The organism is Arenimonas sp. GDDSR-1 (assembly GCF_025980345.1).
GTDB lineage: Bacteria > Pseudomonadota > Gammaproteobacteria > Xanthomonadales > Xanthomonadaceae > Arenimonas.
Genome location: NZ_JAPDUI010000077.1, coordinates 1 through 13,818, shown reverse-complemented (window position 1 = coordinate 13,818; position 13,818 = coordinate 1). Strand labels below are relative to the sequence as shown.

Genomic DNA, 13,818 nt, shown 5'->3' with positions numbered 1-13,818 from the left:
CGGCAATTCCATTCAGTTTCAGAACGGGGGCATTAACATAATTTTTTCATTCGAATGTGTTGGCATATTGTAAAAATTGCGTTAGAGTTGAAAGTGCCTGAACCTCAAATTAATCACCGTTTGGGGTTCACCAAGGCTCATTTATCAATTTGGAGAGAGACAAAATGTCTAATGTGACTAAGCTTTCAGATGCAATTAAGTTTGCATTGTTTGTTGGCGCCGCCTCTTCCGCAGCATCGGTCACCGCCTTTGCCCAGGAAAAAGACGAAGCCAAGACTTTGGATCGCGTGGAAGTTACCGGTTCGCGCATCAAACGCGCCGACGCTGAAACCACCCAGCCGGTCGCCGTGGTTACCCGCGCCGACATCGAAAAATCCGGTCTGACCAACGTGTTCGACATCCTGAACAACATCACGTCTTCGGACGGTTCGGGTCTGTCCACCACCACCACCCAAACCAACGGTTCCGATGGTTCGCAGCAGATCTCCCTCCGTGGCCTGGGTGCTAACCGCACGCTGGTTCTGGTGGACGGCAAACGCTGGGTCACCGACCTTGACGGCGTTGTCGATCTGTCGACCATCCCGGTCGCCATCATCGAACGCATCGACGTGCTGAAAGACGGCGCCTCGGCCGTGTACGGTTCCGACGCCATCGCCGGTGTGGTCAACATCATCACCCGCAAAAACTTCGAAGGTGCCCAGATCGGCCTTTCCTACGGCCAAACCCAAAAGGGTGACGGCGCCCAGCGTTCCGCCGACATCACCATCGGTGCCGCCGGTGAGCGTACTTCCGGCGTGCTGAGCATCAGCTACTCCGAACAAGAAGCCATCATGGCCGGCGATCGCCTGATTTCGCGCGAACCGTACTACGGTTGCTTCGAATACTACGGCGGCTACTGCCCGTACGGTTCGTCCTCCAGCCAATACGGCCGTTTCTACACCACCAACAACGCCAGCGGCCCGAGCCGTACCATCCGTCCGACCTATGACGCCGATGGCGTGATTAACGCCGCCGACGTGGTTCCCTTCACCAACTCGGCTCGTTACAACTTCTCGCCGATTAACTACCTGCAGCAGCCTGCCCAGCGCCTGAACATGTTCGGTGCCGGTCGCTTCCAAGTGACCGACAACATCTCGGCTTATGCCCGCGTCAACTACACCAAGCGCTACTCGAACCAGCAGCTGGCCGAAGTGCCGCTGACTTTCGCGCTCAGCGGTGGTGCCGGTCCGCAGTGGAAGTTCGGTATTGCTCCGGACACCGTGTTCAGCCCGAATGGCACGGCCTATAACTCCGGCTACTTCCGGATGTCGGCCCTCGGCCCGCGTAATCCGAGCTACGATTATGACATCTTCACCATCCAGACCGGTTTGGAAGGCAGCTTCCAAGTGGGCGATCGTTACTTCTCCTGGGACGTGATGGCCGCACGTAATGACAGCCAGCGCGACAGCCGTGGTACCGGTTACGTCAATCTGTTCAACATGAAGAATGCCCTCGGTCCGGGTTGCACCCCGTTCAACATCTTCGGCGGCCCGACCCTGGGTCTGGGCACCACCCCGAACGGCTATGGCTACGGCGATCTTCCCGCGCGTGCCATCAATGCCAGCGACGTCGCTGCCATGCTGAACTACGTCGGTTACACGCAAGTGTCGACCGCCGGCAACACGCTGATCAACTACGCCGGTAACCTGACGGGTGATCTGTTCGAACTGCCGGCCGGCATGCTGAGCTTCGCCGTCGGTTTCGAATACCGTCGTGACAGCGGCTTCGATCAGCCGGATACCCTGGTGTCCTCGGGTGGTTCCTCGGATAACTTCTCGCAGCCGACCAAAGGCGAAACGGAAGTGACCGAATACTTCGCTGAAGTCACCGTGCCGCTGCTGAAAGACGTGTTCCTGGCCAAGGAGCTCGAAATCCGCGCCGCCGTCCGCAAATCCGACTATTCCGCTCATGGCTTCATCGGTCTGACTGAATACAATCCGGATCCGGGCTCCCCGACCAATGCCATGTATGGCCTGAAATGGAAACCGATGGACTCGCTGCTGATCCGCGCTTCGTGGGGTGAAAACTTCCGCGCACCGTCGGTCAACGATCTGTTCGCCGGTAAAGGCGAAGGCTTTCCACAAGCGAATGATCCTTGCCGCACCAACGTTCTTGGCGCGCAGGGTTCTGGTTGGAACACCCCGGCTAACGCCGCGGCGTGTACGGCTGCCGGTCTGACCGGCCTCAGCGGTTGGGGCACCGTGCAGAATAACTCGCAAATCCGCTCCACCGGCGGCGGTAACCCGGACCTGCGTCCGGAATACGGCACCAACTTCACCTACGGCTTTGTGTACAGCCCGGGTTGGGCGGAAGGTCTCGACCTGACCGTCGACTACTGGAAAGCCAATCTGAATGATGTCATCAGCACCATCGGCGTCACCGAAACCATGAACCGTTGTTTGGGCTTGGGCATCTACGGCAGTCCGGATCCGGTGTTCTGCGACCGCGTTGAGCGTGATCCGACCACCGGCGACCTGGTCACCGTGGACACCACCGGCTTCAACTTCGCCGAGGCTCGCCTGTCGGGTATTGACTTGGGTGCAGCTTACCGTTGGGACGCCGGCGATTGGGGCAACTTCCGCTTCTCGCTGGATACCAGCTGGACCGAGAAGAGCGAGTTCCGTAACAATGCTCTGAGCGGCTTCAGTGATTCCACGGGCTTCTACAATGGTTCACCGAACTTCGAATACCGTTCGGTTGCTACCATTGACTGGACCAAAGGCGATTACTCGGTGCGTTGGACCACGCGCTATATGTCCAGCCTGCAGGAAGACTGCTCACCTGACTACCTGTTCGTCGGTACTGTGAATGAAGGCTGGTACGACAACCTCCTGAGCGCCGGTGGCAAGAATAAGTGTACGGTAACCATTACCCCGCTTGCGACTCCGATCGGTAACCGCACCGAAGATCGTGTGGGTGTGAACCGCACCGGTGCCTATGCTGTTCATGACTTGAACGTGTCGTGGAAAGCGCCGTGGGATGCCACCGTGTCCGTTGGTGCCCGCAACCTGTTCGGCAAAGAACCGCCGATCCTGTACAACACCTTCGCACACAGCTTCGACGCTTCGTACGACCTGCCGGGCGGTGCCTACTGGTACATGTCCTACCGTCAGGACTTCTAATAAAGTTATACCCATTGCAACATCTGACCGCCGGCGCAAGCCGGCGGTTTCTTTTGTCACATACGTAGGCCAAAAAAAAGGGCCGGGGCCCGTTACAGGAATGGGATGCCTGCGGCGTTTACAGGTCGATTTCCACCCGCACATAAGGGCGAACGCCATCAATGCGCTGGTCGGTAATCGGCGCACTGGCGGTGTTGTCCATGTTCAGCGAGCTGCGGCCTTGGCTGAGCAGACTTTCGGCACCGACCGAGACCTTGCCCTTCCATGGCGTTTTCCAGCTGACGCCGGCACCGATGGACTGCAGATTGTCCTGACCGGGGATTTGCACGACGTTGCCGACCACTTCACCGGACAGCGATTTCTGCCGTTCTGGAATTTCGAAGGTCTTGCGGTCCCACTCGGTGGGTACGCCGTTCGGGAACTGCGAAGCCGGAATCAGTTTGGCGCGGGTCAGCTCGCCGTTGATGGAAACCCAGCCCTGGCTGGTTTTCACCGGTGACATGTTGAACGCTTTGCCGGCGGCTGGCGCATCGAATTCGGTGGTCATGAACCGGCGCTGATTGGCCGACAGACCGGGCAACCCGAGCTCGCTGACACCGCTCTTGCGCTGCAGCATGGCTTTGGTTTCCAGACCCGGACTGTTGATGGCCGGATAGCGTGCCGACTTCTTGCCCAGCTGGCAGCTTTCCAGCAGGGACAACTGGCTGAAGCCGTTACTTTGTCCCGAGCAGAAGATGGCCATGCCGTTGTCGAGGTTGATGCCTTCGACACCGCCCAGAGCGCCCAGCGGACTGCCCGTCCGGGGCGCGCGCACCCAAGCCCGGTTTTTCTTCTGGGGATCGTCTTCAAGCACCAGCAGGCCCTCGATCTGGCCGCTGTGCACATTCCAGACCGGAATCACGGTCGGTGTGGTGTTGGCTTTCAGCAGCTGACGGGTTGAATCCTGGCCGAGCACTGCCGTGCCGAACATCAGCGTGGCGGTCATCAGTGCGAGCGGGGTGCGCTTCATCAGGGCCATTGTAGTCTCCTTGGCCTTGGACGGCAAAACCCGGCGAAAGTTCACCGGAAATGGCGTGGCGGGGTCAATGCAGGCGATCGCTGGCCGGAACGGCGGATTTCGGCCAGAACAGGGCCAGGCCTTCTTCGGCGCTGAACCGGTAGCCCTGCCCGCAGAAATCGCAGTGCACGCTGATCTCGCCGGTATCAGCCAGGGTTTCGCTGATTTCCTCGCGGCCGAGGCTGATCAGGGCATTTTCCACACGTTCGCGACTGCAGGAGCAGGCAAACGCCAGCGGCTTGCTTTCCAGCACCCGAACCGATTCCTCATGGAACAGACGGTAAAGAATGTCTTCGGGTGCCAGATCGAACAGTTCGTCGGCGCGCAGGGTATCGAACAGCAGTTGAGCCCGTTGCCAGTCTTCCGGGTCGCAATGCTGTTCGGGCAGCTGCTGGAGAAGCATGCCCGCCACTTCCTGGCCGCGGCTGAACAGCAGAATGCGGGTCGGCAGCTGTTCCGATTGCCGGAAATAAGCTTCGAAGGCCTCGCTGAGGCTGTCGGCCTGCAAGCCGACCATGCCCTGGTAACGCTGCGGTTCCCGGCCCTTGACCGCTTCATTTTCAATGGTGATGGCCAGCATGGCTTTTTCGCCGTAATCGGCCGGATGCAGCGATTCGGGCACCGGCGCATCGAAATGGGCAATGGCACGCAGCGTGCCTTCGGTGGTGCATTCGGCGAACAGGCGGCGCACGCTGGCATCGCCGCGCAGCTGGATGGACAGCCGGCCTTCGATTTTCAGCGATGCCGTAAACAGCGCCGATGCGGCGGTGCACTGCGCGAGCTGATCGGCAACGGCCGGCGGATACTCGGTGCGTGCCGCGATGTCGCGCCAGGTTTCACCCAGACGCACCAGTGCGCCGCGCACATGGGCGCGCTCGAGCAGGAAGCGGGTCAGGGTGTCGCGTTCAACGGGCATGCATCCTCACAGCGTCTGGATTTGGGTAAACTGGGTGCTATTTTACGCGCAATCAGCGGAGTAGATGCTTGGCCAGACGCGGGACATTCAGGAATCGGCTCAAGCGGCTGCTGCTGTGGCTGCCCGTGGCGTTCGTCATGCTGACCGCGGCCCAGGTGCTGGTGCTGAAATGGGTCGATCCGGTCGGTAGCAGTTTCATGGCCGGCCGTGTGCTGCAGGCCTGGATGGAGGGCGACCTGCGCTATCGGGTGGACTACCGCTGGCGCAGCTACCGCACTGTTTCACGGCAGCTGCCCCTGGCCGTGGTGGCTGCCGAAGACCAGCGTTTTCCCGAGCATCACGGCTTTGACATCACCGCCATGAAAAAAGCCTATCAAGGCAACCAGCGTGGCCGCAAAATCCGCGGCGGCAGCACCATCAGCCAGCAATTGGCCAAGAATCTGTTTCTGTGGAGCGGCCGCAGTTACGTGCGCAAGGGCCTTGAAGCCTGGTACACGCTGTTGATAGAAACGTTCTGGTCGAAACGGCGCATTCTCGAGGTGTATGTGAATGTGGTGGAGTTCGGCGACGGCGTTTACGGTGCGGAAGCTGCCGCACGCCGCTATTTCGGGACTTCCGCGGCCAATATCGGGCCGTCGCAGGCGGCGCGCCTGGCTGCTGTGCTGCCCAATCCGAAGAAATACAGTGCCGCCAAACCCGGCCCCTATGTGCAGCGCCGCAGCCGCGGCATCCAGCGCCAGATGCAGCGTTTGGGCGGCGCCGCCTATCTTGACGGCTGCTGCCGCTGAGTTGGCCTGCCGGCCGTTCGGGAGTACACTGGGCACGATCAACGCAGGAGGGTGGCATGACGACTGTGGCGGCTATATTGAACGAGAAAGCGGACCCTTCGGTCCTGTCCCTGCCGGAAGGCGCGTCGGTCCTGGAAGCCATCGCGCTCATGGCCGAACGGCATGTCGGATCGGTTCTGGTCACCCGCGATGGCGGGCCGGTCGGCATCCTGACCGAGCGCGATTATGCGCGGAAGGTCATTCTTCGCGGTCGGTCCTCGGCGGATACCGCCGTTTCCGAAATCATGAGTGAGCCGCTGTTGACGGTCACTCCGGGCGACAGCATGAATCACTGCATGGCACTGATGACGACGCACCGGATCCGGCATCTGCCGGTGATTGATGGCGGCAGGCTTGCCGGAATGGTTTCGATTGGTGATCTGCTCAAATCGCTGCTGGTGCTGCGCCAGCGCGAAATCGAACAAGCAAGGTGATGGCGGCGAAGTGGCTGGCACTGCCGGCCAGCACGAAGGCATGCCAGATGGCATGATTGTGTTTGATCCGGTCCATCAGATAGAAGATGGTCCCGAAGCTGTAAAACAGGCCGCCGATGCCGAGCCAGACCAGCTCGGCGGTGCCGACATTGCGCATCATCGGGCCGATGGCGAACATCACCATCCAACCCATGGCCAGATACATCAGGGTCGAAACCAATTCGAAGCGGCCGGTGAAGAACAGCTTGAAGATGATGCCGGCCAGGGCGATGCTCCAGCTGATGCCGAACAGCCACCAGCCGCCGTCCTCGCGCAGGGCAATCAGGGTGAACGGCGTGTAGCTGCCCGCGATCAGTACGTAGATCATGCAGTGGTCGAGGATTTTGTAACGCTTTTTGGCCACCGGGTCGTGCGTGGAGTGGTACAGCGTCGAGGCCCCGTAAAGGCCGATCAGCGACAGGCTGAAGATGATGGCGCTGGCGATCTGCCAGCCGTTGCCGTACAGCACGGCCAGTGTGGTCAGTACGATGCCGCCGACCACGCTCAGGAATGCCCCGAGGCCATGGGTGACGGCGTTATAGAACTCGGCGCGGAGATGGTGTTCGCTGTGCATCGTTCATCCTAGCGCGGTTTGATTGGAGTATGTGCTCAATCGATGCCGACAGCGTGCGCATGCTCGCGGGTGGCCAGGAATTCGATATCCGGCCAGCGCTCCTCGGTCAGCTGCAGATTGACCCGGCTCGGGGCGATGTAGACCAGCTCGCCGGCGGCGTCGATGGCCAGATTCTGCGCGGCTTTCTCGCGGAACTCCTCGAGCTTGCGGGCATCCTTGCAGCGCACCCAGCGCGCGGTGCTGATCGAAATCGGTTCGAAACTGGCATCCACCGAGTATTCATCCTTGAGCCGGTAGGCCACCACGTCGAATTGCAGGGTGCCGACCGCGCCGAGAATGAGGTCGTTCGACATCAGCGGCCGGAAGAACTGGGTGGCGCCTTCCTCGGAGAGCTGGGCCAGACCTTTCTGCAACTGCTTCAGTTTCAGCGGATCACGCAGACGGGCGCGCCGGAACAGTTCGGGCGCGAAGTTGGGGATGCCGGTGAAGCTCATTGCCTCGCCGGCGGTGAAGGTATCGCCGATGGAAATGGTGCCGTGGTTGTGCAGGCCGATGACATCGCCCGGGTAGGCGGTTTCGACATGCTCGCGGTCGGAGGCCATGAAGGTCAGGGCATTGGCCAGTTTGGTGTCCTTGCCGCTGCGCACATGGAAGGCCTTCATGCCGGCATCGAAGCGGCCCGAGCAGATCCGCAGGAAAGCGACGCGGTCGCGGTGCTGCGGATCCATGTTGGCCTGGATCTTGAATACGAAGCCGGAAAAGGCCTCTTCCTGCGGCGACACCTCGCGCACGGTGGTCATGCGCGGCTTCGGCGCCGGCGCATGCTCGACGAAGAAATCGAGCAGCAGCTGCACGCCGAAGTTGTTGACGGCGGAGCCGAAAAACACCGGCGTCTGCTGTCCGGCCAGGTATTTATCCTTGTCGAACGGATGCGACGCGCCTTCGACCAGTTCCAGCTCCTCGCGCAGTTCCGCCAGCATCGGCGCGCCAATGCGTTCAAGCAGGCCCGGGTCATCAAGCGAGGCGAAGATGGTCGAGTCCTGGCGGGTGAAGTTGCGTCCGGGTTCGAACAGATGCACCTCGCCGCTCAGCAGATGCACGACGCCCTTCAGGCGCTGTCCCATGCCGATCGGCCAGATCACCGGTGCGCACTGGATGCCGAGTACCGATTCGACTTCATCGAGCAGCTCGATCGGCGAACGGCCTTCGCGGTCGAGCTTGTTGATGAAGGTCATGATGGGCGTGTCGCGCAGCCGGCAGACTTCCATCAGCTTGATGGTGCGTTCTTCGACGCCTTTGGCGACGTCAATGACCATCAGGGCCGAGTCGACGGCCGTCAGCACCCGGTAGGTGTCTTCACCGAAATCGGCGTGTCCGGGGGTATCCAGCAGGTTGACGATGCGGTCTTCGTAAGGAAACTGCATGACCGAGGACGTCACCGAGATGCCGCGTTCCTTCTCCAGCGCCATCCAGTCCGAGGTCGCATGCCGGCCGGCCTTGCGGCCCTTGACCGAACCGGCCATCTGGATCGCGCCGCCGAACAGCAGCAGCTTCTCGGTCAGCGTGGTCTTGCCGGCATCGGGGTGCGAGACAATCGCAAAGGTGCGGCGCCGGGCCGTTTGCAGGGCGTGTTCGGTGGTCATGGGTCCGGTTCGGAAAAACGATGCGCAATTATAGCATTGCACCATGTGGTGCCCTGTCGTTTCCGCTCAGGCGTTCAGGGTTCAACCAGCATGCTGCCGTCGGCGGCCCGCATGCGGAACGGCACCGACTGCAATTGCATGCCGGTATTGATCTGGACCGCGAAATGCAGGTGCGGCCCGTGCGAGTAGCCGCTGTTGCCGCTCTGGGCGATGACCGCGCCGGCCGGCACCCATTGTCCGGGCTTGACCGTGACGCTGTCCTGCAGCAGATGGCCGTAAACCGCCATGCTGCCGTCCTCGTGCACGATGCGGATGATGTTGGCCTTGTCCAGATCCGTCTTGCGCACACCGCCCCGGTCCGGATTGCCGTCGCTGACTTCCATCACCACGCCGGAACGCGCGGCCTTGACCGGCGTTCCCATCAGCAGTGCGAAGTCGACGGCATAGGCATTCAGGGCATCGCTATGGCTGGCCTGGCCATGGAAGCCCTGGCTGATGCGCCAATCGGCATAGTCGCTGAACGGTTTGCGGTACTCATGCATGGCGGCGGCTACCGGCCGCCCCGGTACCGCGTCCAGTTCAAGATTGGACAGGGATCCGGGAGGCAGACCGGAAAGGGTAAATACCCCCGGACCGTCCAGGACCTGCTCGGCCAACACGGCGCCCTTGCCGCGCTGGCGCAACTGAACCTGCACCGGACCGAACAGTTCGGTCTCGACACTCACCGTGTTTTCCAGAGTCTGCCGATTGACCACTAGGCGCGTATGCGCGGTCGTTGACGTTGCCGACAGAGCCAGAAGCAGGAACAACGGACAACGCCGCATTCAGTCGGTCCGTGAGAAGTAATCGCCGATCGGCTGCGGTTTATGGATGCCGTAGCCCTGGACCTTGTCAACGCCCAGTTCGCGCAATTGGGTAATCAGTGCTTCCGATTCGCAGTGTTCGGCGACGGTGATCTTGTTCAGCACATGCGCGATGTAGGTGATGGAGTGGATGACCGCCTTCGACAGGTCCGAGGTTTCCAGGTCACGCACGAAACTGCCGTCGATCTTGAACATGTCGACATCAAGATCCTGCAGGTATTTGAAGGAGCAGAAGCCGGTGCCGAAATCGTCCAGCGCGAACCGGCAGCCGATGCGGCGCAGATCGGCGATCAGCGCCTGTGCCCGGGAAAGATCGAGCATGGCACTGGTTTCGGTGATTTCAAAGATGATCTTGTAGGCCGGGAAACGCGATTTGTTGAGGCGGTTGCGCATGAACAGCGCGAACGATTCGTCTTCCATCGAACCGGCGGAAAGGTTGATCGAGCAGGCCGCCACCGAATCCGCCTGCTCCGGATGCGCGTCCATCCAGGACAGCAGCATGTCGATCACATACCGGTCGATGCGGGTGCCCAGATGGAAACGCTCCGCCGCGGGAATGAACAGGCCGGGCGGCAGCAGGCGGCCGCTGGCCGGGTCGCGCATCCGCAGCAGGACTTCGAAATAATGGCCGGAATCGCCGTTGGCCGACAGCGGCATGATGTCCTGGCACTCCAGTTCGAAGTGATTCTGGGCCAGCGCCTGGCGGATGCGCACCGCCCACTCCATCGCATCGGTCTGCATCTGCAACGCGGGGCTGTCCTGGCCGGCGATGCAGATCCGGTTGCCGCCCTGTTCCTTGGCGGTGAAGCAGGCGGCATCGGCCTGCGACAGCAACTGCGCGAATTCGCTTTTTCCCGGACGCAGCGTGGCCAGGCCGATGCTGGCGGTGGTCGACAGGATATGGTGCTTCCAGCCGGTGCGGAAGGTTTCGATGGTGCGAAGCACCCGTTGCGCGCGCAGATCGGCCTCGCGGCCCTCGCACATCATCAGCAGGGCGAACTCATCGCCGCCGATGCGGAACACGCGGTCTTCCGGATACAGTCCGGCCGACAGCATCGAGGCCACGCCTTTGATCAGGGCATCGCCGGCTTCATGGCTGGCGGTATCGTTGACGACTTTGAAATGATCGAAGTCCAGATAGGCGAGCGTGCGGACCGGTCCGATACCGTCAATGGCGCTGCGTGCCGCGTCTTCGAAGGCAGTCCGGTTCGGCAGTCCGGTTTCGGCGTCGGTGGTGGCGCGCCGGAACAGTTTCTGGGCCGATTTCCGGCTCTCGTGATTGCTGGCCATCAGGATCAGCGGAAAAATCGCCATCAGACACAGGAACACCAGCAGGAATACGGTATCCGAAAAGTCCTCCGGCGGCTTGAATCCGCCGAGGCCGAGGCCGATCATGCCGGTCACCGCCAATACCGTCAGTGCGTTGCCGACGGTGGTCCAGACCGGCGGCAGGCGGATGGCGCTCCAGACCACCAGGGCGATCGGCAGCATGGCCAGGCTCAGCACATACGGACTGGTGCTGTAGCCGCCGAAGAAAATCAGCGTCAGCGACAGCACCAGCAGGAAACTCCAGGCCAGCCGGGAGTTCGGACCGTCGTAGCCCGAGGCCGGCGGCGAATCGGGGTCCTTGGACACCGGTGAGATCACCAGCAGCGTCGCCGGAGCGATGCAGATGATGCCGAGCAGATCGCCCAGACTCCATTTCAGCAGCGCCAGCCAGAAATCGCCGCCCATCATTCCGTTCAAATGCAGGCCGGCCACGCCGATCAGGCCGCTGATCATCGACATCAGCAGGGCGCCCTGGATCAGGGTGAAACCGCCCTTGATCGACAGCATCCGGTCGAATTCGCGGGAGCGGACATAGAGAACCGCCACGATCACGCCAAGGATATTGGAGCCCAAGGAGAACGGCACGAACGCCAGAGGCACCGGATTCATCAGAACATGAACCAGCAGGATGGCCACGGCCATCGGCAGACACCAGAGCAGTCCGAAGCGCAGCACGAACGCCAGCGCCAGTCCGGAGGCCGGCCAAAGCAGGGTGACTTGGTCAGGCGTGTTGATGAAGGATGTGGCCAGATAACTGAGCAGAAGATACAGCGCGATGTAGACCGCCACGCGCCGCCACTGCAAGCTCTGCCACAACTCGTTCACCGCCCGGCTCCTTCGGGAAATGTTCCCAGGCCCATCACTTCAACATTCAATCACATTCACGGCCAGACCGCCACGGGAGGTCTCTTTGTACTTCTCGGCCATATCGCGGCCGGTATCGCGCATGGTTTTGATGACTTTGTCGAGCGAGACGCGGTGTTTGCCGTCGCCGCGCAGGGCCATACGGCTGGCATTGATGGCCTTGACTGCACCCATGGCGTTGCGCTCGATGCAGGGAATCTGCACTAAACCGCCGATCGGATCGCAGGTCAGGCCGAGATTGTGCTCCATGCCGATTTCCGCGGCATTTTCGATCTGCCCGAGACTGCCGCCGAGCGCGGCGGTCAGCCCGCCCGCCGCCATGGAGCAGGCCACGCCGACTTCGCCTTGGCAGCCCACCTCGGCCCCGGAGATCGAGGCGTTTTCCTTGTACAGGATGCCGATGGCGGCCGCCGTCAGCAGAAAATCGCGGATGCCTTTCGGGCTGGCACCGGGACAGAAGCGTTCGAAATAATGCAAAACCGCCGGGATGATGCCGGCTGCGCCGTTGGTCGGCGCGGTGACTACGCGTCCGCCGGCGGCATTTTCTTCATTCACCGCCAAGGCGTAAAGGTTGACCCAATCCAGTACGGTCAGCGGGTCGCGCATCGCGGCTTCCGGGCGTGCCAGCAGTTCCTGGAGCATATTCGGTGCACGCCGGGCCACTTTCAGACCGCCGGGCAGGATTCCGGACATGCGCGTGCCGCGCTCCAGGCAATGCTGCATGGCATTCCAGATGGCATCCAATTCTTCACCGATCTGGGCATCGCTGCGCCAGACGCGTTCGTTGGCCCACATCAGTTCGGCGATGGTCAGGCCGTGCTCGCGGCATTGCGCGATCAGGGCGTCACCGCTATTGAACGGGTAGGGCAGGACCGTGGTGTCGGCGGTGATGCGGTCTTTGGCCGCCTCGTCCTGATTGACCACGAAACCGCCGCCGACCGAGTAATACTCGCGCGTGGCCAACACCGCGCCATCCGCGCCGTAGGCGGTGAAACGCATGCCGTTGCTATGGAACGGAAGCTTCTGGCGTTTGTTGAAAACCAGATCGGTCTTTTCATCGAATCCAATGCAATGCTCGGCGCTCAGCTGCAGGTTCTTTTCCTTACGGATACGCGCCAGCATCGGCTCGATGCTGTCCGGGTCGATGCGGTTCGGCCACTGGCCTTCAAGTCCGAGCAGCACGGCTTTGTCCGAGCCGTGGCCCTTGCCGGTCAAGGCCAACGAGCCGAACAGTTCCGCTTTGATACGCGTGCATGCGGCAAGATGGCCTTCTTCGACCAGCCAGCGCTCGACGAAGCGCGCAGCCGCGCGCATCGGGCCGACCGTGTGCGATGACGACGGACCAATGCCGATTTTGAACAGATCGAACGTGCTGACTGCCATGCCGTGCCGCCTTGGGCTAAAATCCTGTGCCTATGATGCCAAAAAGCCCGTCCCCATGCTCACTTTAATTCAGCGCGATGACTGCGCCCTGTGCGATGACGCCTGGGAGATCCTGCATGCCGCCGGGGTGCGTGATTTCGAACCGTGCTACATCGACGGCGATGCACCGCTGGAAAGCCGCTATGGCAGTCGGGTGCCGGTAGTGCGCGATGCCGCCGGTCGGGAGTTGGACTGGCCGTTTACGGCGGAGACGCTCAGGGCTTGGCTGGCGCTTTCGGCACCAGAATCAGCACGGTCTTGACCTTCACCGCGTTGGGCAGGATGCCGGTGTCCGACCAGTCGCCGGTGCCGACTTTGTAATCCAGACGGTTGACGGTGGCCTCGCCGCTCAGAATGGCGCTTGCCCCCGGTTTCCAGCTGAACACCAATGCCACCGGTTTGCTGATGCCGCGCAGACTGAGCGTGCCGTTGGCCTGAAAGCGGCCATTGCCCAGATCCTTGAAGGCGCTTGCGGTGTAACGGGCGCTCGGTGTTTTGCCGACATCGAAGAACTCGGATGTTTTCAGGGTCTGATCGCGCTCGCCGTTACGGGTATCCGCGCTCGCCAGATCGATGACCACATCGAAACGCGCCTGCGCCAGCTGTTTCGGATCGAACCGGATCTGCGGCGTGAAGCGGGTGAAGCTTCCGCTGAAGGCTTCGCCCTGGAAGCTGGAACTGAAGCCCAG

Annotated in this window: 12 protein-coding genes; 4 read left to right on the top strand and 8 right to left on the bottom strand. The window is 61.4% G+C overall.

Annotated features, from left to right (window positions below; genetic code table 11):
• Positions 1–206: 206 nt before the first annotated feature.
• Entirely contained in the window at positions 207–3,161 is a 2,955-nt protein-coding gene (locus Q0W88_RS09900; protein ID WP_297803016.1) for a TonB-dependent receptor, read from the top strand.
• 118 nt (positions 3,162–3,279) lie between these two features.
• On the opposite strand, the gene Q0W88_RS09895 is transcribed toward Q0W88_RS09900, so the two are convergent.
• Positions 3,280–4,179, bottom strand: coding sequence for a hypothetical protein (locus Q0W88_RS09895; RefSeq protein ID WP_297803014.1), 900 nt, complete (start codon positions 4,177–4,179; stop codon positions 3,280–3,282).
• A gap of 64 nt (positions 4,180–4,243) precedes the next feature.
• On the bottom strand, positions 4,244–5,134 hold the full coding sequence (locus Q0W88_RS09890; protein WP_297803012.1) for an Hsp33 family molecular chaperone HslO: 891 nt from the start codon (positions 5,132–5,134) through the stop codon (positions 4,244–4,246).
• Between the two features lie 107 nt (positions 5,135–5,241).
• Here Q0W88_RS09890 and mtgA point away from each other — a divergent pair, with 107 nt between their 5' ends.
• Entirely contained in the window at positions 5,242–5,922 is a 681-nt protein-coding gene (mtgA, locus tag Q0W88_RS09885; RefSeq protein ID WP_297803018.1) for a monofunctional biosynthetic peptidoglycan transglycosylase, read from the top strand.
• Positions 5,923–5,978: 56 nt separating this feature from the next.
• Positions 5,979–6,395 (top strand): CBS domain-containing protein, encoded by a 417-nt coding sequence (locus Q0W88_RS09880; protein ID WP_297803009.1) that lies wholly within the window; start codon positions 5,979–5,981, stop codon positions 6,393–6,395.
• Here the strand turns inward: Q0W88_RS09880 and Q0W88_RS09875 are convergent.
• The 5 genes from Q0W88_RS09875 to Q0W88_RS09855 form a co-directional block, all read right to left on the bottom strand.
• Positions 6,346–7,008, bottom strand: coding sequence for a hemolysin III family protein (locus Q0W88_RS09875; RefSeq protein ID WP_297803006.1), 663 nt, complete (start codon positions 7,006–7,008; stop codon positions 6,346–6,348). The genes Q0W88_RS09880 and Q0W88_RS09875 overlap by 50 nt on opposite strands.
• 35 nt (positions 7,009–7,043) lie before the next feature.
• Positions 7,044–8,651 (bottom strand): peptide chain release factor 3, encoded by a 1,608-nt coding sequence (locus Q0W88_RS09870; RefSeq protein WP_297803003.1) that lies wholly within the window; start codon positions 8,649–8,651, stop codon positions 7,044–7,046.
• Between the two features lie 74 nt (positions 8,652–8,725).
• A complete protein-coding gene (locus tag Q0W88_RS09865) occupies positions 8,726–9,475 on the bottom strand; it encodes a M23 family metallopeptidase (protein WP_297802999.1) in 750 nt (249 codons plus the stop codon).
• Complete coding sequence (locus Q0W88_RS09860; protein ID WP_297802996.1) at positions 9,476–11,668, bottom strand: EAL domain-containing protein; 2,193 nt, start codon at positions 11,666–11,668, stop codon at positions 9,476–9,478.
• A 39-nt stretch (positions 11,669–11,707) separates the two neighbouring features.
• A complete protein-coding gene (locus Q0W88_RS09855; RefSeq protein ID WP_297802993.1) occupies positions 11,708–13,090 on the bottom strand; it encodes an L-serine ammonia-lyase in 1,383 nt (460 codons plus the stop codon).
• 55 nt (positions 13,091–13,145) lie between these two features.
• Between Q0W88_RS09855 and Q0W88_RS09850 the strand changes: the two genes are divergently transcribed.
• Positions 13,146–13,391: a glutaredoxin family protein gene (locus Q0W88_RS09850; RefSeq protein ID WP_297802990.1), complete on the top strand. Its 246-nt coding sequence runs from the start codon at positions 13,146–13,148 to the stop codon at positions 13,389–13,391.
• On the opposite strand, the gene Q0W88_RS09845 is transcribed toward Q0W88_RS09850, so the two are convergent.
• On the bottom strand, positions 13,345–13,818 hold a 474-nt coding region (locus tag Q0W88_RS09845; RefSeq protein ID WP_297802987.1), incomplete at its 5' end, for a YceI family protein. The genes Q0W88_RS09850 and Q0W88_RS09845 overlap by 47 nt on opposite strands.